This is a genomic window from Pseudomonas gingeri (genome assembly GCF_013386115.1).
Classification (GTDB): domain Bacteria; phylum Pseudomonadota; class Gammaproteobacteria; order Pseudomonadales; family Pseudomonadaceae; genus Aquipseudomonas; species Aquipseudomonas gingeri.
In genome coordinates this window covers 216,928-236,947 of record NZ_JACAOR010000019.1, presented here as the reverse complement: position 1 = coordinate 236,947, position 20,020 = coordinate 216,928, and the positions used below count along the sequence as shown (strand labels likewise).

Here is a 20,020-nt window from a genome sequence, read left to right as displayed (position 1 = left end):
AGGAAGCAGAAATTCCAGCTCGTATTAACAGTAGCGCCTCCTTTCGATCGTACCCACGCTCTGCGTGGGCATGCAGCCCGTGACGCTCTGCGTCACAAAGGGCGGACGCAGAGCGTCCAGTGAGACACTCCCACGCTGGAGCGTGGGAGCGATCAAATTGATTTGTGGGGATTCCTCAGGGTCTGTCCCCTATTTCACGGAGCTGGCAACAGCCGGCACCCCGCTGGGCCCTTGCGATCAGATGATTGCCGGACACGCCCGTTCACAAGGATTGATTCGGGTGACAAATAATTCACGCGAGTTTGACCGCGTTCCGGGCCTGCGCATTGAAGACTGGGTATCGGAAACGCAAGCCCCGGGTCAGGTATGACTCGCGAGCAGCCTGTGTCGCTAATTCGCACCCTCGGATTAACCGTCCAGGCCGCCCGCTGGCCTGGAGCCGCTACGGCTCCTCATCACACCCCAACCCCTCCCGCTGCACCTTCTCATCACCCAGGCTCTTCCCGGTCCTGCTCATGATCCGACCTTGCAGTTGCTTGAGCTCAGGTCCCGTCAGGCGCTTGCAGCTGTTGATTTCCCAGACATCCCCGGTCGTGGTGCTGACCGAGAACAATCCCCAGTACTCGGTGGCGCCGGCCTTGGGGTCGTTGTAGCCCAGGCTGAAGTCGAAATAGCCCGGATGAGGCGGGTTGCCGTTTTCGTCGGCCAGGTCGCCGTCGATAAAGACTCCGGGCTTGCCCAGTTTGTAGTCTTCATGCTTGAGCGCCACTTCCAGCACCTGCTGGGCCTGTTCGCGGCTCAGGCCCTGGGGTTTGACCTGGTCGGGCTGCAAGGCCTGCGCGGCGCACGCCGAGAGGGTGGTGCAGGCGAGGCCCAGGGTGAACAGCCATGCAGCGGTCGTCTTGATCAGCACGCCATTCGTCCTTTGACTGCGATAATGATTTGCGCCAGGTACTTGGCGAACCCGTCGCGCCCGCCCGTGGCGGCGTTGCCGGTGTTGAAGCCGATCTTCACCAGGGTCTGGGCGAATTCCAGTGGGTCTTTCTTGCCCCTGACCGCCGCGCCATAGCGGGTGGCGAAGGACTGGGCGCATTGCTGGAAGGACGAATACTTCGCCACCTGGATCCGGGCATTGCCCATCGGCGCTTCCGAGCCGATCTGCAACGGCGCCGGGGCGTGCATGGAGAAATAGTTGTTCAGCTCCCGGGCGATGCGCCCGCTGCCGTACTGGCTCTCCTGGGCGGCGAGGCCGAGGATGTTCTCCACCGGCAGTTCCAGTTGATCGGCGATCGGCTGGCAAACCGCCTTGTGTTTGCTGACGAATGTCACGGCGGCAATGTTGTTGCAGAGTGCGGCACTCACGGCTCTTCCCTCGAATGATCGGTCAATTCCATTGGTGTTGCCTGAATCGCTGGCAAGTATAGGGCAGGGTTGATCAGCGTTACAGGAACCGTGTCTCAACATGGTCAGATTCCGGCGCGACTCAAGGCGGGGAGCCTGTCCTGGGCCTGGCCTCGATCGGCTTCATCAATTGCAACTGTTGGCGATATTCGTCGGTAATCTGCCGTGCCTCGCTGTTGCCGGTGATCACCCTGGGCGTGATCAGTACGATCAGTTCCGAGCGGCCACGCTGGCGCTGGGTGTTGCCGAACAGCCAGTGCAGGCCGGGGATCCGTCCCAGGTACGGCACGCTGTTGTCGGTACCGTTTTCGTTCTGCTTGATCAGGCCGCCGAGCAAGACGGTCTGGCCGCTTTGCACCGCCACCTGGGTCGAGACGGCGCGGGTCGAGATGGTCGGGTTGCCGTTGGCGTCGACGGTGGTGCTGGCGTCGCTGACCTGCTGCTGGATATCCAGGTACACCAGGCCACCCGGATTGATCCGGGGCACCACGTCGAGGATCACCCCGGTCTGGATGTATTGCACCGAGCTGGTGCTGATCGTGGTGGTGTTGGTGTTGATGGTGGTCTGGTTGATCGGGATGTTGTCGCCCACCTGGATCTGCGCCTGTTGATTGTTCATGACCACCAGCGAGGGCGCCGACAGGACGCGGGTATTACCGTTGGTTTCCAGTGCGTGCAGGGCGACTTGCAGGTTGTTGCTGACGAACGAATAGAACAGTGAGTCTGTAGCACTCAGCGCCGCGCCGCCACGACCCAGCGCGCCCTGGCTGCCGGAGGCGTTCTCGATGCCCTTGGTGGCCGAGTTCCCGGCCAGGCGCCCCAGATACCACTGCACACCCAGGTTCAGCGAGCCGGTGAGGCCGACTTCGAGTATCCGGGTTTCGATCTGCACCTGCATCGGCGGGTTGTCGAGTCGCTGGATGGCCGACTGGATTTCCGCCCATTGGGTGGGCCGGCTGCGCACCAGCAACTGGTTGCTGCTTTTCTGCGCGGTGATCCGCACCGAGTTCGTCGGGTTGTTGGCATTGACCGGGGCCCTGCCGCCATTCGTTTGCCCAGGGGGGCCCAGTTGCAGGTCGTCCGAGGCCCTGTCCGGCGAGGTCCGGGTATCCGCGCTGCTGCTGATGGGCGGCGGCAGGCCCTGGGTGCCACCCGTATTGCCGGGCAGGCCCCAGTTGCCCGCGGAACCGTTGCCAGGGGCATTGCCCGGTCCGTTGCCGAAACCGTTGCTGGTCAGGGTCACGGTGCGCAGGCCCGGGGCGACCTGGGCCGCGGCGTCCTCGGTGACCGACTCATCGCTGTAGATCTGGCGCAGGTAACGGGCCAGGTCGGTGGCCTTCATGTTGCGCACGTCATACACATACATCTGCGGTTCGTCGCCGCCGCCCTGGTCGATGGTGTCGATCCAGCGGCGGACGTCGTTCAGGTACTCCGGTTGCGGCGAGATGACGACAATCGCATTGGTCCGCTCGATGGGCAGGAAGCGCAGCATCCCGGCCAGTGGGGTCGCGCTCTGGGCACCGAACAGGCGCTCCAGCTCGGGCATCAATTGGCCCACGTTGGCGCGCTTGAGACCAAAGACCCCGATGGACATGCCCTTGAGCCAGTTGACGTCGAAGGTGTTGATGGTCTGCTGGTAATTGTTCAATTCGTCCGGGGTGCCGGCCATCACCAGCACGTTGCGCGAGGTGTCGACGGCCAGGAAGGCATTTTCCCGGGCAAACGGCTTGAGCAGCTTCTGCATTTCCAGTGGCGAGATGTAGTCCAGCACGAAAAAACGCGCGCTCAGGCCGCTGCCCGGTTCCGGAATGGACTGCCGGGGCGTGAGCTGGCCCGCGACCGCCTGGTTGGCCGGCAGGACCAGATAGCGGTCGCCCTGGCGGATGATCGCGTTGTTGGTCCAGGACAGCAGCGTCTCGAGAATGGCGAAGGCCTGGGCCTTGTCCACCTGCCTGGAGGTCGAGAAGGTCACATCCCCTGTCACGCCCTGGCCGATGCTGTAGTTCTCCTTGAGCACATCGCCGAGGATGGTGTTGACCACCGCCTGGATCGGCACGCCGGCGAAGTTGAACATCGTCCCGGCGGCGTCCGTGGGCGCCGGACGGGCTTTCACCGGGGCGCTGTCGCGGGCCACCAGGCTCTGGCTGCCGTGGATGATCGGCGAGCTGGAAGCCGCTGGCGTCTGGGTGGCCGTCCGGGCGACGGCGGCTGGCAGCGTGGTTGCCTCCTGGCGCGCCCGATCCTCGCCGGTGCCGGCCAGGCCCTGACGGAGCAGCAGGTCGTCATGCACCTCGTCGGTCACGGGCGAGACGCAGCCCGAGAGCAGGATGAAACCGATAAGACAGGGACGGGCGATGCGTTCGATCACATTGATTCATCCTTGTGCGGTGCCCGGCACCCAGGGGCCAGGCACCGGGGTGGTCTCAGTGCACGGCAGTGGCCGGCAATTTCAAAACGGGGATGCTCAGTTCCTGCTCGGTGGACTTGAAGCTCAACGAGACTTTTTCCGCGCTGATCCGCTCGACCCGCCAGCCATTGGGCAGGGTTTCGCCTTCCGCGACGCTCAGGCTCTTGCCCTCGCGGGTCTTGAACAGCGCCCGGCGCAAGGCTGCGGAGACGGCGACGCCGTTCAGCGAAAGGCCGGCCAGCGACTGTGTATCGTGCTCGCCTGTGGCGATCGAGGCCGCTGGGTCGGGCTTGCGGTCGCGGTTGAACAGCGAGCGTTCCCAGATGGCGGCATAGGACGACAGCGGTGGCGGCGCTTCGACCGCCACGCTGGCTGGAGGCGCTGCAGCTGGCGGCTGGACCTGCTCGGGATACCATTCGACACCCGCGCCCAGTCCCTCGAACAAGGCGAGGCACAGGGCCGCTGTCGACGTCACGAAAACGCCCAGCCAGAGCGTGAGTCTGTCCGGGGTCTTCATGTGGCCGGCGCCCCTTTGCGGGTGGGTGCGCTTTTACCCGGTGGGTTGTTCAGGTAGGCGCTGATTTGCAGTTGCACCGCCAGGCGGTGAGAGCTTGCGGGAGCCTGGACCGCGTCCTTGCGAATACCGAGGGTTTCGACGAACAGTGAAACCTGGCCGTTTTCCAGTCCGTGGAGCAAGGTCACGAGGGGCTCGATGGCACAGTCGAGGTTGATACTGACCCTGACCTGGCGATAGGGCGCGGTCTCGTCGACGGCGACCGGCATGCGATTGCTCATCGTGCAACCGCCGCTCTCCGGGGGCAGCGCCTGCAGCCTGGAAACCACCTGTTGCATGAGTTGCGCGGTGGCGGCACCGGCGTCGGAGTCCGGCAGCAGGTTGTCATTGTTCGCCGGTGTGCTGCGGGCCTGGGCCAGTTGCGCCTGCAATAGCGGGCGCTGGCCTTCCAGGGCCTGGTAGCGTTGATGCTGGGCGCGCAGTGTGGTCATTTCCTCGCTGATCGATTGCAACGGCGCGGTGAACCACCAATGGATGCCGATGAAATAGCCGGCGATCAGGCCGAGCATGGCCAGGATCAGGGCCGCGGCCCGTTGTTCACGGCGCGTCAGGCGTGGCGGCATGTCATTTCTCCCGGGGTCGCAGGCGCGCGGTGAGGTTGAGACGGTCCTGGCCGGTGCTGGCGTCGGCCTGGATCGCGCCCTGGAATTGCAGGTCCTGCAGGTGCGTACAGGCCTTCATCTTGGCGATCAGGTCACTGGCCTGGCTGCTTTGCGCGCTGAGGATCAGAGTGCCCTGGGTATCGATGTTCAACTGCTCCAGCCAGGTGTCGGCGGGTATGCAGGCGGTCAGTTCCTGCAACAGGACGGTCCTGGACAGCGACAGGGCTTTCTGTGTCTGCACATAGCGCCCGGTGTCGAGCAGTTCATCGAGTTGCCTGCGCAATGCCTGGATCTGCCCGGTGTCGTTGCGCAGTGTGTTGACCTCGGCGGCCATGGCGTCCAGGGCCGACTGGCGGTTATGCACCCACAGCAGCATGGCGACCAGCGACAGGCCGGCGCCGAGCAGGGCCAGCGAGAGTTGCAGTCGCCGGGTCGGGTGACGGGCCTGGGGGTGGCGGTGGGGCGGCAGCAGGTTGACATGCAAGCGCGAGCCGCCGCGATCCAGCACGTCGATTGCATCGATGCGCAAGCCTGTTCGCGCCGCCTCGTCCAGGAGCGTGTCGATCCGCTCGCGCAGGGCGACCACCAGGGTCAGTCCGAACACGGGCCGGGCCCGCTCCGCGGGAGGATCGCGAACCGTATCGAAATAGACCTGGGCGGCCTTGAACGGTGTGTACTTGTCCATCTCGAAGGCCAGCGCCGCTTCAACTTGCGTGGCCGCTGCCTGGGGCAGTTGCACACGGGCGAGGAGGACCTGTGCGCAGGGTAGCAGCAGGACCTGGCGTCGATTTCCCGGCGGCTCATCGGCAGCGCACGCCTGGGGCAGCCCCCCGGCGTGCCAGTGCAGCAGCCGTTCCTGGCTGGCTGACGCCAGGCGCTCGCGCCAGCGCCGGGGCAGGCAGCCCAGCAGTTCCCGTTGCCACCAGCGCAGGAACACCGGCAGGCGCGAGGCGTGCCACTGTTGCGAGAGCTGGCGGGTGGTCTCCAGCAGGGTGCCGAGCCGGCGGCTGTCGAGGGCCTTCATTCCTGCCACCGCAGCACGCGATAGCGTTGCGTGCCCTCGGCCTGTGGGTTGAGCAGGAATGTCACGTTCAGGGTTGCCGAGGTCGTCGCAGTCACCGCGGCTTGTATCCGGGCGCTGTAGATCGGTCCGGCGGTGCCTGCGAGCACCGGAGATGCCAGCTTGAGGGCGGCTCGCAAGGGTTCGGTGGCAAGACTCGGGTCGGGCTGGGCCAGGCCGGTCCACAGCGTCAGGTTCGGGGCCAGTTGCGCATACAGCCGACGATCCATGGCGGCGAACAGTTGCAGTTCCTCGAGGCTTCTTATCGGCGTGCCGCCATTGCGTCGTGCCAGCAGTTCCCGGGCCAGTCGCCTGCCCTGGTCGGGACTGGCGCCCAGGTAACGCACGACCCGGGTGAAGTCCTCGACGCTGACCTGGTTCAGGTCCAGCTTGCCGCGTTCGCCGTGCAGTTCGACGCTCACCTGCGCCTCTTCGATCGTCAGGCGATACAGGCGGCCGTCGGCGATCATGCCGGGCGTTTTGCTCGACAGGTCCTGTACCACCATTGCCAGGCCGGACTCGGCGGCGAGCAGGGCGCGGGTGTGCTGCAAGGCATAGGCGCTCTGGCGATTTTCCAGGCGCAGGGTGCCGACCACCACGGCCATCATCAGGCTCAGCAGCGCCAGGGCCCAGAGCGCCAGGACCAGGGCGGCCCCGCGTGCGCGGTTCATCGCGCGGCCTGGGCGTCATTGCTGCCCAGGTTCATGCGGATAATGGCCACCAGGGGCGGCCAGGCGATCGGGCCGGCGGCCTGCAAGTCGATGCGCAGGGCCAGCGGCAGGCGCTCCGGCCACGGCCAGCGGGGCAGCCAGTCGGTAGAGGAGCCGTTGTCGTCCAGGCCGCGGTAGCTCAATTGCCAGTGGTCCAGATCGCGCAGCAGGATCTGCGGCTCCCCCCAGGGATGCAGGCCCTGCTGGTCGATCTGGAAGAAAGCCACTTGCAGGTCCCTTGACCCGCGCCGGTTTTCAACCGCCGAGAACACCTGCAACGGCAGGCCTCCTGCCAGCCGTGGCGGCAGCGGGGCGACAAAGCGCATCTGTTCGTGCTCGCCCTCGAATACCCGGTCGTTGTTCTGCGCATCGCGCTGAAACACCGCCGGATAGGCCTGTTGTACCGAGCTGCGGAGAAAAAACTGGGCCGAACGGATCTCGTCGAGACGGCTGGAATAGCGTTCGCCGAAGTCTTGCGTGCGGTTGCTGGCGGTCAGTGCCGATGCGGTCAACACCATCAGCAGCCCGAGCAGGCTCAGGGCGATCAGCACTTCCAGCAGGGTGAAGCCGCGCGACCGTGCTGTCATGGCCGTGCTCCCGTTGTCCGCCCCTGGGCACGCCAGGTGACGAAGCGCTCCTGCCGGGAGCCCTGTTCCAGCACCAGTTCCAGTCGATAGAGGTCGGTCGGCGGTGTGCCGGGTTGTGCGGTAGCGATCAGTTGCCATTGCACCTGCGCCAGGCTGCCTTGCCAATGCCCCGGCTTGAGCAGCCCCCGGCTGCGGTCGTCGAACAGGGTCCTGGCCAGCAGCGCCATGCGGGTGCTCTGCTCGTCGCGCAGCAAGGCCCGGCCGGTGGTGCCCATGGCGTTGAGATAAACGGCGAAGCCGACACTCAGCAGGACCACGGCCGCAAGCATTTCCAGCAAGGTGAAACCGCCCTGGGCAGGTGCTTTCATGGCTGTGCCCCGTCCTGCCAACTGACTTTGCCGGTCAACCAGGCGACGTCCACCCGCCAGCTGTTCGGACCGCGCTGCAGATAGACATTGCCGCCACTGGAGCCGCCGTCCGGATAGAACTCGATCGCCCCCTCGCGGGATGACGACAGGTCGGCGGCGGTGGTCAGGCGCAGGTGCATGCCCTCGGGCAGAAAGTGCTCGGTCTGGTCATCCATCCGGTAGCTGCCGCGCAGCAGGTCGAAGTGCAGGGTGGCCGGCTGTCCGCTCAGTACGGCGTGGCTGCGGACATTGCGCAGGGCCAGGCTCAGCTCGCGCTTGGCCTGGCGTTCACGGGCGTTTCCCAGGCCACCGGCGACACTGTGGGCCAGCAGGCTGGCCCCGATGGCGATGATCAGGATCACCACCAGCATCTCCAGCAGGGTGAAGCCCCGTGTGGCGCCCAGGTCGTTCATGGCTATTCCCAGTTACCCTGGTCGGCGTTGTAGCCGTCGCCGCCGGGCTGCCCGTCCTTGCCGAAGAAGACCAGGTCGAAGGGGCCATGGGCACCAGGCGCGCGATAGCCGAACGAGTGGCCATAGGGGTCCAGCAGGTCGCTGGGTTTGGCGTAGGGGCCGTTCCAGTTGCGGACGTTGGCCGGCGCGCTCGTCAGGTCGAGGAGGTCCCTGGGCGGGGTGCCGACATCCAGGGCATAACCTTCGATCTTCATCGACAGGCTGGCCAGTTGGGCCTTGCCCGCGCCGTACTTGCCCTTGTCGACATTGGCGCCGACCTGGCGCACGACGATGGTTGCGATCACGCCCAGCAGCACGATCACCGCGAGCATTTCCAGCAGGGTGAAGCCTTGGTGGCGGTGACGCAGCGAACGATCGCGACCCATGGTGGACGTCCCTCAGAGGTTATTGGTCAGGCTCATCAACGGCAGCATGATGGCCAGCATGATCACGCCCACCAGCGCTGCCATCACCAGCGTCAGGGTGGGCACCAGGGCGGCGAGCAGGCGATCGATATGGCGCTTGGCCTCGGCGTCGAAGATGCTCGCGACCTTGAGCAGCATCCGGTCCAGCTGTCCCGATTCCTCGCCGACCTGGATCATCTGGATCGCCAGTTCCGGGAAGGTCGCGGTCGCCTCCATGGCGACCGACAACCGGCTACCGTCCTTGACCTTGACGATGGTCTGTTCCACCGCATCGCGCAGTACCTGGTTGCGGCAGACCTGGCGGGCGATATCGAACGCGCTGATCAGGGCGACACCCTGGCTCAACAGCGTGCCCAGGGTGTGCGCCAGTCGCGCGGTTTCCAGGCGCAGCAGCAACGGCCCGACGACCCGCGCGCGGAGCATCAGGCGGTCCCGCCGCAGGCGCCCTCGGGCTGTGCGCAGGTGTCGCCCCAGCCAGGCGAACAGCAGGGCCATGGCCCCGAGCAGATAGAGGATGTAGTCGCCGAGGAACTGGCCGAGGGCGAGGATCGCCTCGGTGATCAGCGGGACGGGCACGCCCAGGCCGCTGAAGATCGGTACGAACTGCGGCACCACATAGGCCAGCAGCAGGACCAGCGAACCCAGCACGCCGACCAGCAGGAAGGCCGGATAGATCAGCGCGTTGATCACTTCGCCACGGACTTTCTGGGTCCGTTCCAGGTAGGCCGCCAGTTGCCCGAGGGTATCGCCCAGTGCCCCGCCGGCTTCCCCGGCACGTACCAGGCTGAGGTACAGCGGCGAAAAGGACGGGCCTTCGACGGCCATGGCCGCCGACAGCGGCTGGCCGCCCTTGACCCGGTCGCGGATCCGTTCGAGCAGGCGGCGTGCCTGGGGTTTGCCCGGCTGACGGACCAGGGTCTCGAGGGCCCGCTCCAGCGGCTGGCCGGCGTCGAGGAGCGTGGCGAGTTGCTGGGTGAAACGCTCCAGTTCGTCACCCGCCAGGGGGGGACGATTGAACCAGGACCCCGCGGCCACGCTGCCGCTCGACGCCGGTTCGAGTTGCAGGACCAGCAGGCCGCGTTCCTGCAGCTGACTGGCGGCCTCGTCGTGATCCTCGGCGTCGAGTGCACCGTCGAGTGGGCTGCCGCTCGGGTCAAGGGCGCGATAGCGATAGTGTTCCATGCTTAATCGCCATGGGTGACGCGCAGGACTTCTTCCAGGCTGGTGATACCCGCCAGGGCCTGGCGCAGGCCATCCTCGTACAGGGTTCGCAGGCCGCCGGCGCGGGCCGCCTGTTCCAGGGTCGCGGCGTCGGCGTGGCGCATGAGCAGCGAGCGCAGGGTGTCGTTCATCACCAGCAACTCGCTGAGGGCGCTGCGTCCGCGATAACCGCCGCCGGGGGCATCCGCGCGGGGACGGTAGAGGCGGATCGGGCGTTCGTCGGTAAAACGCTCCAGTTGATGTTCGGCGATCAGCTCCGGCGGAGCCTCGAAGCTTTCCCGCCATTCGGGGGCCAGCCGGCGCACCAGGCGCTGGGCGAGAATGCCGTTCACCGTCGAGGCGATCAGGTAGCTTTCGACGCCCATGTCCAGCAGGCGGGTGATGCTGGCGGCGGCGCTGTTGGTGTGCAGGGTGGAAAGCACCAGGTGGCCGGTCAGCGAGGACTGGATGGCGATCCGGCAGGTTTCCAGGTCACGCATCTCGCCGATCATGATCACGTCCGGGTCCTGGCGCACGATGGCGCGCAGCACCCCGGCGAAATCCAGGCCGATGCCCGGCTTGACCTGGATCTGATTGATCCCCTCCAACTGGTATTCGACCGGGTCCTCGACGGTGATGATCTTGCGCTCGGAGGTGTTCAGCCGGGCCAGGGCGGTGTACAGGGTGGTGGTCTTGCCCGAACCGGTGGGGCCGGTGACCAGCAGGATGCCGTGGGGCCGTTCGAGCACGTTCAGCAGGGCATCCAGGCGTGCGCCGTCGAAGCCCAGGCTCTGGAAGTCGAAGGTCACGGTCTGGCGGTCGAGCAGGCGCATCACCACCGACTCGCCGAAACCGGTGGGCACGGTGGAGACCCGCAGGTCCAGTTCCTTGCCCTGCACGCGGAGCATGATGCGGCCGTCCTGGGGCAGGCGGCGCTCGGCGATATCCAGTCGCGCCATGATCTTGATGCGCGAGATCACCGCCGCCGAGGAGCTGACGGGCGGTGCCTCGGCCAGATGGAGCACACCGTCGACCCGGTAGCGAACGTTGAGCTGGTTCTCGAACGGCTCGATATGAATGTCCGAGGCCCGTTGTTCGACGGCCCGTTGCAGCAGCAGGTTGACCAGGCGGATCACCGGGGCTTCGGACGCGAGGTCCTTGAGGTGCTCGATATCGGTTTTCTGGTTGCCGGGATCTTCTTCCAGGTTCTCGATCAGGGTGCCCATCGCGCTGCGGCCCCGGCCGTAGTAACGCTCGATCAGTTGCTCGATGTCGCCGCGCTGGCCGATGGACAGGCGCACCGGGCATTGGCAGGCATATTCCAGCGCATGCAGGGCATCGGCCTGGTTCGGGTTGGCGATCAGTACATGCAACTCGCTGCCCGCGGCGGACAGCGGCACCAGGCAATGTTCCTTGAGAAAGCGCGGCGCCAGTTCGGGCGGCTCCTCCAGCAGTTCGGGCGCATCCGCCAGGGTCAGCAGGGGGGTATCGAGCAGGGTCGACCAGGCCAGGGCAAGGTCCTGCTCCGACACCAGGCCCAGGCGCGCCAGCAGTTCGGTCGAATCGTGCCGTGCGCTGGCGTCCTGCAACTGCTGGGCGCGGTCGACATCGGTGAGTTTCAGGCGACCCTCGTTGACCAGCCAGTCGATGGCCAGCCTGCCCGGGTCGGGGGACATCAGGGCGTTCATGATGCTCTCTCCAGGCTCCATGCCTCTGGCACAGCCTGAACCTGAAGCGGTGCGGCGACTACTGTCAGAAATGACAGTTCTGCTGACCGTTGGTCGGTTGCCAGTTCGACATTGCCATTGGTCCGAACTGTCAGAAATGACAGTAGGCAGCGTTTTTGCGGCGGGGATAGTTTGGAGGCGATGGAAAGGCAGTTGTTTCCATTCTTTCGATCATGTCGATCGACTGTCCGATTCGCAGGAGCGAAATCATGTTCAACTCAATTGCTAAAAAAATACTGGGCTCGATTTTCTTGTTGTTGAGTCTTTTGTGCGCAGTACCGGCCTCGGCGGCTATTTTGAATTGTACCGGAACACTGGGGGCGGTAGTCTCGCCTGGCCTCTCGCCGAGTCCGCAGGCCCCGACCGTATTGGCGCAGGGCAATGTCAATTCAGGGGGGAATTGCGCCATCGTCGGGACGACCGTTCAACCTGCCAGCCTCGCGATAACTACAAGCTTCACCAACGCAACATGCACGAGCTTCACTTTGGTCGGGACGCCCAGCATGACGATTGACTGGGATGACGGTACGACGGGAACGGCGACTTATGTATCACCTCAGACGGTCTTCGGGCTGCCGTTGGGGCCCTTTGCGGCTAACTTCAAGATCCTCACCGGTCCGCACGAACTCGGCCATACGATGTCCATCAGTGTGAGTGCCCCTCCCCTGAGCCTCGCCCTATTGGCATGCCTTCTGCCCGGTTCGAGGCCGGTCACGCAACTTGGGGCGCCCATCGCCTTTTATGTGAATTGATATTCGACTGTCACATTGTAATACGGGGAGCCATGCTCCCCGTTTCAGCTTGAATATCTCACCGCAACCAGATCTCGCTCACCGAATGATGGGTGCCCTTGCGCACCACCAGGTCGGCCCGCTCGCGGGTCGGCAGGATATTCTCCAGCAGATTGACCCGGTTGATATCCCGCCAGATCTGCCGCGCCGCATCCGGCGCTTCCTCCGGCGTCAGGTCGGCCAGCTTGCGGAAGTACGCGCCACGCGCACGGAACGCGGTCTTCTGCAGCAACAGGAAACGATCAACGTACCACTGCTCGATATCCTGTTCGTCGGCGTCCAGGTAGATCGAGAAGTCGAAGAAGTCGGAGACGATGGTGCTTGGCTTGGGCTCGTCGGTGCCGTCCGTCTGCAGGACATTGAGCCCTTCGAAGATCAGGATGTCCGGCCGATCCACCGTCTGGTATTGGCCCGGCACGATGTCGTAGCTGATGTGGGAATAGATCGGCGCCCGGACTTCGCCTTCGCCGGCCTTGACGTCGGCGAGGAATTTCACCATCTGCCGGCGATCGTAGCTTTCCGGAAAACCCTTGCGGTGCATGATGCCGTCGGCCACCAGCTTGCTGTTGGGGTAGAGAAAGCCGTCGGTGGTCACCAGGGCCACGTTCGGATGGTCCGGCCAGCGCGCCATCAGCGCCTGCAGGACCCGGGCAAAGGTGCTCTTGCCCACCGCGACGCTACCGGCGATGGCAATGATGTACGGTCCCCGCGGGCTGGCCCGGCCGAGGAAGGTGTCCTTGATCCCGGCCAGATGGCGAGCCGCGCCGACGTGCAGGCTGATCAGCCGCGACAGCGGCAGGTAGACGTTGGCGACGTCCTCCAGGGAGATGTCCTCGTTCACCCCGCGCAGGGTCGACAGGTCCTCTTCCGACAGCGTCAGGGGCGTGTTGGCGCGCAGGCCGGCCCACTCCGTGCGGTCCATTACCAGGTAGTCATCAGCGGTCATCGGTTACTGTCCCACGTCTCGTCAATGAGCGGATTATCCATCGAGTTGCCCCCGCGTGTCCGAAGGTCAGAATAATCTTTTGAATCCATTGGATATTCTGTAGCCTTGCGGCGCTGAAAAGCACTCCATGCCTGATGGATTCACTTTCCCGGTCGCCGCGCGCTACAACTAAATATCCTGCCTCGGAAAGAGTCAGGGGCCGGGGTATACTCGACTTTCGCGCTCACGCGCTTGCAGGTCTTGCGAACATGACGCAGATTTCCGAACGCCTTCTGGTTCAAGCCCATCTCGACGCCAAGCAGCCCAAACCCTTGAGTGCCGAGCAGGAGGCGACCCTCCGTGCCGAGATCGCCGCCGAGCTCAAGGCTCAGGACGCGGTGCTGGTGGCCCACTTCTACTGTGATCCGGTGATTCAGGCCCTGGCCGAAGAAACCGGTGGCTGCGTGTCCGACTCCCTGGAAATGGCCCGTTTCGGTGCCGCCCACCCGGCCAAGACCGTGCTGGTGGCGGGCGTGCGGTTCATGGGCGAGACGGCGAAGATCCTCACCCCGGAAAAGCGCATCCTGATGCCGACCCTGGAAGCGACCTGCTCGCTGGACCTGGGTTGCCCGGTGGACGAGTTTTCCGCCTTCTGCGACCAGCACCCGGAGCGCACGGTGGTGGTGTATGCCAACACCTCGGCGGCGGTCAAGGCGCGTGCCGACTGGGTGGTGACCTCCAGCTGCGCCCTGGAAATCGTCGAAAGCCTGATGGATAACGGCGAAAAGATCATCTGGGCACCGGACAAGCACCTGGGACGCTATATCCAGAAGCAGACCGGCGCCGACATGCTGCTGTGGGACGGTGCCTGCATCGTCCACGAGGAATTCAAGTCCAAGCAGCTGGAAGACATGAAGGCGTTGTATCCCGATGCGGCGATCCTGGTGCACCCCGAATCCCCCGAGTCGGTGATCGACCTCGCCGATGCGGTCGGTTCCACCAGCCAGTTGATCAAGGCCGCGCAGACCTTGCCGAACAAGACCTTTATCGTCGCCACCGACCGCGGCATCTTCTACAAGATGCAGCAGTTGTGCCCGGACAAGGTCTTTGTCGAAGCGCCGACCGCCGGCAATGGCGCGGCGTGCCGCAGTTGCGCGCATTGCCCGTGGATGGCCATGAACACCCTCGAGCGCACCTTGCAGTGCCTGCGCGAGGGCAGCAACGAGATCTTCGTCGATCCTTCGATCGTTCCCCGCGCGGTTCGTCCGCTCAAGCGCATGCTGGATTTCACCCAGGCCGCGCGCCTGAAGCTGAGCGGCAACGCCTGATAACTGGCTGATCGTTCCCACGCTCTGCGTGGGAACGCGGCCCGTGACGCTCTGCGTCACCTGTGGAGCGGGTCGCTAACCGCCCATCATGTCCTTGACCATGCGTTCCTGGTCGATCATCTCTTTCTGCCGTGCATCGATGCGCGAGGCCAGCTGGAAGTTCGGCGCGCGGCGCTTGGCGAAGTCCAACTGCTGGATCGCCTGCTTGAAGTCGCCGACCAGGGCGAAATACTCGGCCCGGGCCTGGTGCAGGCCGATGATATTGCCGGCCTGGCCGCGGGTTTCGGCGATCTGGTACCAGATATCCGGATCCTCCGAGCGGGTCTTGAGCATGTCCACCAGGATCTTCTCAGCGTCGGCCGGCTTGTTCTGCTTGACCAGCAGATCGACCTTGACCTGTCTCAGCGGGTAGTTGCCCGGAAACAGCGCCAGCATGCGGTCGGTGCGTGCCACGGCATCGGGCAGGTGGCCGCTGCTGATATCAAGCTCGATCTGCGCCAGGTTGTAGATGACCTCGTTGGGGGACTTGGCCAGCAGCGGCTTGAGGTTCTCCCGGGCTTCATTCAACTGGCTGCCCTTGATCTGTGCGATGGCCAGGCCGTAACGGGCAATATCGGACTTGGGGTTTTCGTCCAGCTGGGCGCGGAAACGCTTGGCCGCCAGTCCCGGCGAGTCCTCGTACGAGAGCATCACGCGGGCGCGGATCAGTTGATAACGCAGGCTGTCCTCGATGCCGCCGGGCTTGGCCTGTTCGGCACGGTTGCGGGTGTCGGCGATCCGCGATTCGGTGACCGGGTGGGTCAGGAGGAATTCCGGCGGCTTGGCATCGAAGCGGTAGATGCGCATCAGGCGTTCGAACATGGTCGGCATGTTGCGCGGGTCGTAGCCGGCCTTCTCCAGGTTGAGAATGCCGATGCGGTCGGCTTCCTGTTCATTCTGCCGGGAGAAGCGCTGTTTCTCCTGGAAGGCGGCGGCCTGGGTCCCGGCAATGGTCGCGATGCCCGCGTCGCCACCACCGGCGGCGGCCACGATGATCCCGGTGAGCAGCGCCGCCATCATCGGCAGTTGCATGCGTTGCTGGGCTTCCACGCCACGGGCGAAGTGGCGCTGGGACAAGTGCGCGAGTTCGTGGGCCAGTACCGAGGCATATTCGCCTTCGGTCTGGGCATTGAGGAACAGGCCGCCGTTGATCCCGATGATCCCGCCGGGGGCGGCGAAGGCGTTGAGCTGGTTGCTGTCGATCAGGATGAATTCCAGGCGCCGGTCCTGCACCTGGCTGGTTTCCACCAGCTTGTAGACCGTGGTTTCCACGTAGTCCTTGAGCTGCGGGTCGTTCAGTTGCTTGACCTGGCTGCGCAGGAGGCTCAGCCAGGCGCGGCCCAGTTGATACTCCTGCTGGGGCGAGACGATGGAGGAACTGGCATCACCGAGTGACGGCAGGTCGTCGGCGAAGCCGGGGGAGGCGAGCAGGCAGGCGAGCGTCAACAGGGTGGGGCGCAGAAAAGTCATGCACAGGGCTCTAGTTCGGCAAAGCCCTTACTGTAGCCGCACACCACGCAGACGACCAGAGGTGGCACCGCTTGGGGTATCCTAGACGGCTCGAACAACCGACCCGGCGCGCCGCCAGGAGTGAAGCAATGACCGACGCTGTAGAGTATGACGCCGAGCTGGACGCCAGTGGCCTGAATTGCCCGCTGCCGTTGCTCAAGGCCAAGCTGGAGCTCAATCGCCTGGCCAGCGGCGCCGTGCTCAAGGTCATCGCCACCGACGCCGGCTCGCAGCGCGACTTCCGCACCTTCGCCAAACTCGCCGGGCATGCGCTGTTGCGTGAAGAGGAAGAGGCCGGGGTCTATCGTTACTGGCTGCGCAAGGCCTGATGGCGCGGTCTCAGCGTCGTCGTCGATTTTTTAAGGAATATTGATGTTCAAGGTGTTACGAGACTGGATCCAGCGCTATTTCTCCGATGAGGAAGCGGTGGTATTGGCGGTCCTGTTGTTCCTGGCGTTCACTGCCGTGCTGACCCTCGGCAAGATGCTCGCCCCGGTATTGGCCGGGATGGTCCTCGCCTACCTGATGCAGGGGCTGGTGTTCGGCCTGGAGCGCATGCGCCTGCCGGGCGCGGCGGCGGTTGGCCTGGTGTTCGCGCTGTTCATGGGCGGCCTGCTGCTGTTCATGCTGGTGGTGGTGCCGCTGCTCTGGCACCAGTTGATCACGCTGTTCAACGAACTGCCGGGGATGTTGGCCAAGTGGCAGTCGTTGCTGCTGTTGCTGCCCGAGCGCTATCCGCACCTGGTGTCCGACGAGCAGGTGCTGCAGGCGATCGAAGTGGCGCGCGGGGAAATCGGCAAGTTTGGCCAGTGGGCGCTGACGTTTTCCCTGTCCAGCCTGCCGTTGCTGGTCAATATCATGATCTACCTGGTGCTGGTGCCGATCCTGGTGTTCTTCTTCCTCAAGGACCGGGCGACTATCCGCGACTGGGTCCGTGGCTACCTGCCCCGGGAGCGGGCGCTGATCACCCGGGTGGCGGAGGAAATGAACCGGCAGATCGCCAACTACATCCGCGGCAAGGTGATCGAGATCATCATCTGTGGCGGGGTGACCTATGTCGCCTTTGTCGCCCTGGGACTCAACTACGCCGCCCTGCTGGCCTTGCTGGTGGGCCTGTCGGTGGTCGTGCCCTATGTCGGCGCGGTGGTGGTGACGGTGCCGGTGATGCTGATCGCGCTGTTCCAGTGGGGCTGGAGCGACCAGTTCATCTACCTGATGGCGGTCTACGGGATCATCCAGACCCTGGATGGCAACGTGCTGGTGCCGCTGCTGTTCTCCGAGGCGGTGAACCTGCACCCGGTGGCGATTATCTGCGCAGTCCTGCTGTTTGGCGGGTTGTGGGGCTTCTGGGGCGTGTTCTTCGCGATCCCCCTGGCGACCCTGTTCAAGGCGGTGCTCGATGCCTGGCCGCGCAAGGAACCGATGGTGGCGCCGCTGCTGTAGGGCGGCGTTTTCAGGGGGAGGGCCGTGGGCACTGAGCCTGCTGGAAAGCCCCTTTGTGGGAGCGGGCTTGCCCGCGAAGCTCTTCAGCGGTCTCAGGGGCCTCTTCGCGGGCAAGCCCGCTCCCACACAAGCCTGCTCCCACACACGCCCGACTCCTAAAGGGTAGGGCGTACTTCAGGCCTTGTTCAGCGCCTGTGCCGCGGCCAGCACCGCATCCACATGGCCCGGCACCTTCACGCCGCGCCATTCCTGGCGCAACACGCCTTTGGCATCGATCAGGAACGTGCTGCGGTCGACGCCCAGGTATTCCTTGCCGTACAGCTTCTTCAGCTTGATCACGTCGAACAGCTGGCAGATGGCTTCGTCCTTGTCGCTGATCAGCTCGAACGGAAACTCCTGCTTGCCCTTGAAGTTCTCGTGGGACTTCAGGCTGTCGCGCGAAATACCGAAGATCTCGGTGTTGGCGGCCTGGAACGCGGCGTACTGGTCACGAAAGCCCTGGCCTTCGGTGGTGCAGCCGGGGGTGCTGTCCTTCGGATAGAAGTAGATCACCACCTGCTTGCCCTTGAGATCGGCGAGGCTGACGGTCTGCCCGTTGGTGGCCGGGGCCTGGAAATCGGTTACGGCTTCATTGATGACAACGGCCATGCTGGCTCCTTACATGGGGTTTTGTGGGCGCCACGGTTCGATCAGCGCGTCGAGGTTCATCGCGTCGGCGAAATCCAGGAACTGGTCGCGCAACCAACTGATCTGCACGCCGGCCGGCAGGGTCACGGTAAAGGTGGCATTGAGCATGGTGCCGCCGGTCTGCGGTGCCAGGTAGGTATCGCAGGTGAGGTTCTCCAGCTCGACGTTGTGGTCGATGAAGAACTGGCACAGCTCGTTGATGATGTCCGAGCGGTAGGCCGAACTGACATAGGCGACGTACGGCAGTGCCTGGGGACGGCTTTCCAGGGCGCCGCTGCGGACCACGCTGACGATGAAGGCATGCTTCTTCGCCAGGTTCGGCAGGCCGGCTTCGAGGCGGGCCAGGGCATCCCAGCTGCCGGAAATCTGCAGGACCAGCGCACTGTACTCGCCGTGGCGGGTCAGGCGTGAGGTCACGACGGCGCAGCGATTTTCATGGCTGGCGCGGCACAGGACGTTGGTCAGCTCCATGGGGTTGGCGCCGAGGGCACTGATGACAAGGAATTGTTCGCGGACTGTGGGGGTGGACATGCAGCATTCCTAAAGCGATGAGCGGTCGGTACGACAGGGGCGTCGCGGGTCGGGTTCTGGTGTTCGCCGATCATTGACCTAGCCGCGGATCGAACGCTTGCGCCGGGCTCAGGCACGGGCGAGAGCGGGCAATGGCAAGGCTGGATCGGGTTTCGGGCAGCGAAAAGGGAGGCTGGAACCCGGCACGTGACTGACTCAGTACCGATCAAAGTCTGAAGGGTAGCGAAAAGCAGCGCCAAGGGGAATGCTCATGGCGAGTACTTCGCTTGTACAAGGCTGATGGCGCCAGTACCATTACCGCTCTCTTTTTCCGGCAGGAGCGGTTGCATGATTGCGGGCAGTATGGTGGCACTGGTCACACCCATGGATGCACAGGGTCGTCTTGACTGGGACAGCCTGAGCAAACTGGTGGACTTCCACCTGCAAAACGGCACCAACGCCATTGTCGCGGTCGGCACCACAGGTGAGTCGGCTACCCTTGACGTACACGAACACATCGAAGTGATTCGTCGCGTGGTCGACCAGGTGGCCGGGCGCATCCCGGTGATCGCCGGCACGGGCGCCAACTCGACGCGTGAAGCGATCGAACTGACCACCAACGCGAAAACCGCCGGCGCCGACGCCTGCCTGCTGGTGACCCCGTACTACAACAAGCCGACCCAGGAAGGCCTGTACCAGCATTTCCGCACCATCGCCGAAGCCGTCGATATCCCGCAGATCCTCTACAACGTGCCGGGCCGTACCGCTTGCGACATGCAGGCCGAGACCGTGATCCGCCTGTCGACCGTGCCGAACATCATCGGGATCAAGGAAGCCACCGGCGACCTGGACCGTGCCAAGGCGATCCTGGCCGGCGTGAGCAGCGACTTCCTGGTCTATTCCGGCGATGACGCCACCGCGGTCGAGCTGATCCTGCTCGGCGGCAAGGGCAACATCTCGGTGACCGCCAACGTCGCCCCGCGTGACATGAGCGAGCTGTGTGCCGCCGCGATGCGTGGCGATGCCGTCACCGCCCGGGCGATCCACCAGAAACTGATGCCGCTGAACAAGACCCTGTTCATCGAATCCAACCCTATCCCCGTGAAATGGGCGCTGCATGAGATGGGCCTGATGCCGGACGGTATCCGTCTGCCGCTCACCTGGCTCAGCACCCCGAGTCACGAACCGCTGCGGCAGGCCATGCGCCAGTCCGGCGTCCTGGTTTAATTGAGGAAA

The 20,020-nt window shown here is 64.5% G+C and carries 22 protein-coding genes and 1 pseudogene; 6 read left to right on the top strand and 17 right to left on the bottom strand.

Translation table 11 applies throughout. From position 1 onward, the window contains the following. Positions 1 to 199: 199 nt before the first annotated feature. Positions 200 to 370: pseudogene (locus HX881_RS32480) on the top strand (VapC toxin family PIN domain ribonuclease); the annotation flags it as partial. 72 nt (positions 371 to 442) lie between these two features. Here HX881_RS32480 and HX881_RS32475 read toward each other — a convergent pair. The 13 genes from HX881_RS32475 to gspE form a co-directional block, all read right to left on the bottom strand. Then, positions 443 to 913, bottom strand: coding sequence for a hypothetical protein (locus HX881_RS32475; RefSeq protein WP_017124601.1), 471 nt, complete (start codon positions 911 to 913; stop codon positions 443 to 445). Beyond that, on the bottom strand, positions 907 to 1,362 hold the full coding sequence (locus HX881_RS32945; protein ID WP_017124600.1) for a glucosaminidase domain-containing protein: 456 nt from the start codon (positions 1,360 to 1,362) through the stop codon (positions 907 to 909). Before HX881_RS32945 ends, HX881_RS32475 begins: the two co-directional genes overlap by 7 nt. Positions 1,363 to 1,483: 121 nt before the next feature. Then, complete coding sequence (gene gspD / locus HX881_RS32465; RefSeq protein ID WP_177088650.1) at positions 1,484 to 3,769, bottom strand: type II secretion system secretin GspD; 2,286 nt, start codon at positions 3,767 to 3,769, stop codon at positions 1,484 to 1,486. Positions 3,770 to 3,824: 55 nt separating this feature from the next. Beyond that, on the bottom strand, positions 3,825 to 4,325 hold the full coding sequence (locus HX881_RS32460; RefSeq protein ID WP_177088648.1) for a general secretion pathway protein GspN: 501 nt from the start codon (positions 4,323 to 4,325) through the stop codon (positions 3,825 to 3,827). Continuing rightward, on the bottom strand, positions 4,322 to 4,945 hold the full coding sequence (gene gspM, locus HX881_RS32455) for a type II secretion system protein GspM (protein WP_177088646.1): 624 nt from the start codon (positions 4,943 to 4,945) through the stop codon (positions 4,322 to 4,324). Before gspM ends, HX881_RS32460 begins: the two co-directional genes overlap by 4 nt. Before the next feature lies 1 nt (position 4,946). Next, positions 4,947 to 6,008 (bottom strand): PilN domain-containing protein, encoded by a 1,062-nt coding sequence (locus HX881_RS32450; protein WP_177088644.1) that lies wholly within the window; start codon positions 6,006 to 6,008, stop codon positions 4,947 to 4,949. After that, positions 6,005 to 6,715: a general secretion pathway protein GspK gene (locus HX881_RS32445; protein ID WP_177088642.1), complete on the bottom strand. Its 711-nt coding sequence runs from the start codon at positions 6,713 to 6,715 to the stop codon at positions 6,005 to 6,007. The genes HX881_RS32450 and HX881_RS32445 overlap by 4 nt, the downstream gene beginning before the upstream one ends. Further along, positions 6,712 to 7,341 (bottom strand): prepilin-type N-terminal cleavage/methylation domain-containing protein, encoded by a 630-nt coding sequence (locus HX881_RS32440; protein ID WP_177088640.1) that lies wholly within the window; start codon positions 7,339 to 7,341, stop codon positions 6,712 to 6,714. The genes HX881_RS32445 and HX881_RS32440 overlap by 4 nt, the downstream gene beginning before the upstream one ends. After that, positions 7,338 to 7,709, bottom strand: coding sequence for a type IV pilus modification PilV family protein (locus HX881_RS32435; RefSeq protein WP_017124594.1), 372 nt, complete (start codon positions 7,707 to 7,709; stop codon positions 7,338 to 7,340). The genes HX881_RS32440 and HX881_RS32435 overlap by 4 nt, the downstream gene beginning before the upstream one ends. Further along, on the bottom strand, positions 7,706 to 8,161 hold the full coding sequence (locus tag HX881_RS32430) for a GspH/FimT family pseudopilin (protein WP_177088638.1): 456 nt from the start codon (positions 8,159 to 8,161) through the stop codon (positions 7,706 to 7,708). Before HX881_RS32430 ends, HX881_RS32435 begins: the two co-directional genes overlap by 4 nt. Before the next feature lie 2 nt (positions 8,162 to 8,163). After that, positions 8,164 to 8,586 (bottom strand): type II secretion system major pseudopilin GspG, encoded by a 423-nt coding sequence (gene gspG / locus HX881_RS32425; protein ID WP_017124592.1) that lies wholly within the window; start codon positions 8,584 to 8,586, stop codon positions 8,164 to 8,166. A 12-nt stretch (positions 8,587 to 8,598) separates the two neighbouring features. Beyond that, complete coding sequence (gene gspF / locus HX881_RS32420; protein ID WP_177088636.1) at positions 8,599 to 9,807, bottom strand: type II secretion system inner membrane protein GspF; 1,209 nt, start codon at positions 9,805 to 9,807, stop codon at positions 8,599 to 8,601. A gap of 2 nt (positions 9,808 to 9,809) precedes the next feature. Further along, positions 9,810 to 11,513, bottom strand: a complete 1,704-nt coding sequence (gene gspE, locus HX881_RS32415) for a type II secretion system ATPase GspE (protein WP_177088634.1) — start codon at positions 11,511 to 11,513, stop codon at positions 9,810 to 9,812. Positions 11,514 to 11,761: 248 nt separating this feature from the next. On the opposite strand from gspE, the gene HX881_RS32410 reads away from it, so the two are divergent. Further along, positions 11,762 to 12,304 (top strand): hypothetical protein, encoded by a 543-nt coding sequence (locus HX881_RS32410; protein ID WP_177088632.1) that lies wholly within the window; start codon positions 11,762 to 11,764, stop codon positions 12,302 to 12,304. Between the two features lie 58 nt (positions 12,305 to 12,362). On the opposite strand, the gene coaA is transcribed toward HX881_RS32410, so the two are convergent. Further along, positions 12,363 to 13,289: a type I pantothenate kinase gene (gene coaA / locus HX881_RS32405; RefSeq protein WP_017124589.1), complete on the bottom strand. Its 927-nt coding sequence runs from the start codon at positions 13,287 to 13,289 to the stop codon at positions 12,363 to 12,365. A 248-nt stretch (positions 13,290 to 13,537) separates the two neighbouring features. On the opposite strand from coaA, the gene nadA reads away from it, so the two are divergent. Next, positions 13,538 to 14,596 (top strand): quinolinate synthase NadA, encoded by a 1,059-nt coding sequence (gene nadA, locus HX881_RS32400; protein ID WP_017124588.1) that lies wholly within the window; start codon positions 13,538 to 13,540, stop codon positions 14,594 to 14,596. Positions 14,597 to 14,671: 75 nt separating this feature from the next. Here nadA and HX881_RS32395 read toward each other — a convergent pair whose 3' ends face one another. Then, positions 14,672 to 16,105 carry a M48 family metalloprotease gene (locus tag HX881_RS32395; protein WP_017124587.1) on the bottom strand — a complete coding sequence of 478 codons (1,434 nt, stop codon included), beginning with the start codon at positions 16,103 to 16,105 and terminating at the stop codon, positions 14,672 to 14,674. Positions 16,106 to 16,233: 128 nt separating this feature from the next. Here HX881_RS32395 and HX881_RS32390 point away from each other — a divergent pair, with 128 nt between their 5' ends. Beyond that, complete coding sequence (locus tag HX881_RS32390; RefSeq protein ID WP_177088630.1) at positions 16,234 to 16,473, top strand: sulfurtransferase TusA family protein; 240 nt, start codon at positions 16,234 to 16,236, stop codon at positions 16,471 to 16,473. Positions 16,474 to 16,516: 43 nt separating this feature from the next. Further along, entirely contained in the window at positions 16,517 to 17,587 is a 1,071-nt protein-coding gene (locus HX881_RS32385; RefSeq protein ID WP_017124585.1) for an AI-2E family transporter, read from the top strand. A gap of 174 nt (positions 17,588 to 17,761) precedes the next feature. Here the strand turns inward: HX881_RS32385 and HX881_RS32380 are convergent, their stop codons facing one another. Both HX881_RS32380 and HX881_RS32375 read right to left on the bottom strand, forming a co-directional pair. Next, the gene (locus HX881_RS32380; RefSeq protein ID WP_177088628.1) at positions 17,762 to 18,235 is read right to left on the bottom strand and encodes a peroxiredoxin; all 474 of its coding nucleotides are present in this window, start codon (positions 18,233 to 18,235) and stop codon (positions 17,762 to 17,764) included. Between the two features lie 9 nt (positions 18,236 to 18,244). Next, positions 18,245 to 18,805, bottom strand: coding sequence for a glycine cleavage system transcriptional repressor (locus HX881_RS32375; RefSeq protein ID WP_017124583.1), 561 nt, complete (start codon positions 18,803 to 18,805; stop codon positions 18,245 to 18,247). Between the two features lie 327 nt (positions 18,806 to 19,132). Here HX881_RS32375 and dapA point away from each other — a divergent pair, with 327 nt between their 5' ends. Beyond that, complete coding sequence (gene dapA / locus HX881_RS32370; RefSeq protein ID WP_017124582.1) at positions 19,133 to 20,011, top strand: 4-hydroxy-tetrahydrodipicolinate synthase; 879 nt, start codon at positions 19,133 to 19,135, stop codon at positions 20,009 to 20,011. Positions 20,012 to 20,020 lie beyond the last annotated feature (9 nt).

What these genes read in the sequence shown, in the direction of transcription:
- HX881_RS32460 (WP_177088648.1), bottom strand. Translation starts at nt 4,325, where the DNA reads ATGAAGACCCCGGACAGACTCACGCTCTGGCTGGGCGTTTTCGTGACG.
- HX881_RS32385 (WP_017124585.1), top strand. Translation starts at nt 16,517, where the DNA reads ATGTTCAAGGTGTTACGAGACTGGATCCAGCGCTATTTCTCCGATGAG.
- gspG (WP_017124592.1), bottom strand. Translation starts at nt 8,586, where the DNA reads ATGGGTCGCGATCGTTCGCTGCGTCACCGCCACCAAGGCTTCACCCTG.
- HX881_RS32375 (WP_017124583.1), bottom strand. Translation starts at nt 18,805, where the DNA reads ATGTCCACCCCCACAGTCCGCGAACAATTCCTTGTCATCAGTGCCCTC.
- HX881_RS32430 (WP_177088638.1), bottom strand. Translation starts at nt 8,161, where the DNA reads ATGAACGACCTGGGCGCCACACGGGGCTTCACCCTGCTGGAGATGCTG.
- HX881_RS32395 (WP_017124587.1), bottom strand. Translation starts at nt 16,105, where the DNA reads ATGACTTTTCTGCGCCCCACCCTGTTGACGCTCGCCTGCCTGCTCGCC.
- gspE (WP_177088634.1), bottom strand. Translation starts at nt 11,513, where the DNA reads ATGAACGCCCTGATGTCCCCCGACCCGGGCAGGCTGGCCATCGACTGG.
- HX881_RS32450 (WP_177088644.1), bottom strand. Translation starts at nt 6,008, where the DNA reads ATGAAGGCCCTCGACAGCCGCCGGCTCGGCACCCTGCTGGAGACCACC.
- dapA (WP_017124582.1), top strand. Translation starts at nt 19,133, where the DNA reads ATGATTGCGGGCAGTATGGTGGCACTGGTCACACCCATGGATGCACAG.
- HX881_RS32410 (WP_177088632.1), top strand. Translation starts at nt 11,762, where the DNA reads ATGTTCAACTCAATTGCTAAAAAAATACTGGGCTCGATTTTCTTGTTG.
- HX881_RS32440 (WP_177088640.1), bottom strand. Translation starts at nt 7,341, where the DNA reads ATGACAGCACGGTCGCGCGGCTTCACCCTGCTGGAAGTGCTGATCGCC.
- gspF (WP_177088636.1), bottom strand. Translation starts at nt 9,807, where the DNA reads ATGGAACACTATCGCTATCGCGCCCTTGACCCGAGCGGCAGCCCACTC.
- gspM (WP_177088646.1), bottom strand. Translation starts at nt 4,945, where the DNA reads ATGCCGCCACGCCTGACGCGCCGTGAACAACGGGCCGCGGCCCTGATC.
- coaA (WP_017124589.1), bottom strand. Translation starts at nt 13,289, where the DNA reads ATGACCGCTGATGACTACCTGGTAATGGACCGCACGGAGTGGGCCGGC.
- nadA (WP_017124588.1), top strand. Translation starts at nt 13,538, where the DNA reads ATGACGCAGATTTCCGAACGCCTTCTGGTTCAAGCCCATCTCGACGCC.
- HX881_RS32435 (WP_017124594.1), bottom strand. Translation starts at nt 7,709, where the DNA reads ATGAAAGCACCTGCCCAGGGCGGTTTCACCTTGCTGGAAATGCTTGCG.
- HX881_RS32380 (WP_177088628.1), bottom strand. Translation starts at nt 18,235, where the DNA reads ATGGCCGTTGTCATCAATGAAGCCGTAACCGATTTCCAGGCCCCGGCC.
- HX881_RS32390 (WP_177088630.1), top strand. Translation starts at nt 16,234, where the DNA reads ATGACCGACGCTGTAGAGTATGACGCCGAGCTGGACGCCAGTGGCCTG.
- HX881_RS32445 (WP_177088642.1), bottom strand. Translation starts at nt 6,715, where the DNA reads ATGAACCGCGCACGCGGGGCCGCCCTGGTCCTGGCGCTCTGGGCCCTG.